1 protein-coding gene is annotated in these 1,655 nt (G+C 40.2%); it reads left to right on the plus strand.

The features are described from left to right. Window positions 1-119: 119 nt before the first annotated feature. Window positions 120-1,655 (plus strand): KxYKxGKxW signal peptide domain-containing protein (locus HMPREF2837_RS08475; protein WP_222565305.1); only part of this gene is annotated, 1,536 nt, incomplete at its 3' end.

Consider the following 1,655-nt stretch of genomic DNA (forward strand, 5'->3'; position numbering starts at 1 on the left):
CGTGAACTAGGATTCTAGTTTCGCAAGAAGTCTAAAGAATAAATTTGATTTATCTAAGTAAAAAGATTATAATAAAATTGTATTTATAATACTACATAAACACAAAAGGAGAAATAAATATGTATTTTAATCGTAAAAATGCAGAACAAAAGAATTGGCGTATGATCAAAAAAGGAAAACATTTCCTTTTCGGTTGTTCGCTTGTTTTTGCGGTTGGGGCTACTTTAGTAGCTCCATCAGTCAAAGCAGATACAGTAGAAGCTAAACCAGAAACTAGCTCTACAACAGATGGGACTAAGCCAGTTGTATCTGAAGAGAACCCAACTTATGCAGCTCCAGCTGTAGAAGTGGCACCAGTAGTAGCAACTGGAGAAAAAGCTGAAAAACCAGTTGAACCTACTCAAAATTCTGAAGAAGAACCAGTAGTTGCGACTGAAAAAGCTAAGGAAGCAGACAGCATCCAAGCTCCAGAAGTGACTGTTGTTTACAATCCAGCAGCACTGACTGATGAAGAAAAAGCAAAAGTTGTGGCAGCTGTTAAGGCAGCAAACCCTACAGCAACTGATGTTCAAGTCCAAGCAGACGGCTCAGTAGTTGTTGCTTTTGCAGATGGGTCAAGAGCAAACTTGACAGCAGCACAAACGATCAAAGATGGTTCTTTAGTAGCTAAACCACGTACTAATCGTGCACTACGAGCAACAGCACCACGAGCATCAGAAGGGGCTGAAAACCTTGAGTATACAAATAAAAAAAGGGGCGAGGTTGTTGTTGATGATTATATAAAGATTTCTTACAAAGTTGATAACGCTAAAAATGTCATTCATTGGACAACTGTTGTTAATGGCGGGCGAGGTGGAAATGCAGCAAGCGGATATACCTACTTTACTGTACCAAAAGACTCAGTAGGTACTCCAACTAACTGGAATATTGTGCAGACTGATAAAAATGGCAAAGTCATGAGTACCCGTACTGACTGGAAGAATAATGATGGTTCTTATGTCATGGGGGCAAAAGGTAAAACGAACGTCTATACTGGCGATGAGATGACTAAGAAACTAACGCAATACTACAAAAATATTGGCAATCCAGCGCTAAAAGGAAAAGAGGCAGAAGCAGCAGCTCAGGCAGCAGCGCGTTCACAGGCTTTATATACACTAACAGCAGATGTTGCAGGAGGTTGGCTAGGTAAAAATCCAAGTTGGACTATTACTTATGATACACCAATTCTTGATAAGTCGAAACCACTTGATTATGTAGCGGGATTACAAGGTACAGGTGGTACTGTTGGTGCAAAAACCGAGATTATGACTGGTTATATGGATAACTTCATAGATAATGCAAGTTCAAAATTCCAAGCAGTAGCAGTCAAAGAAAACTACACTGCCAAAGTTGGTGGAAGTTTTGCTGCTGATCCAGCTACTTATGTAACCAATAAAGCTGGAACACCAGAATTCCCAAATAACTACCGTGGTGCAACAAGCTTCAAATGGAAAGACGGTCAAGCACCAACTGCTACAGAAGCAGGTACTTACACTAAAACAGTAGTAGTCACTTACCCAGCACATTACAAACAAGCTCCACAGGAAGTTACGATTACATTTGAAGTAAAAGACCCACGTAGCGATGCAGATAAGTACACACCAGTAGCGAAAGAT

This window comes from Streptococcus sp. HMSC071D03, assembly GCF_001812125.1.
GTDB classification, from domain to species: domain Bacteria; phylum Bacillota; class Bacilli; order Lactobacillales; family Streptococcaceae; genus Streptococcus; species Streptococcus pseudopneumoniae_N.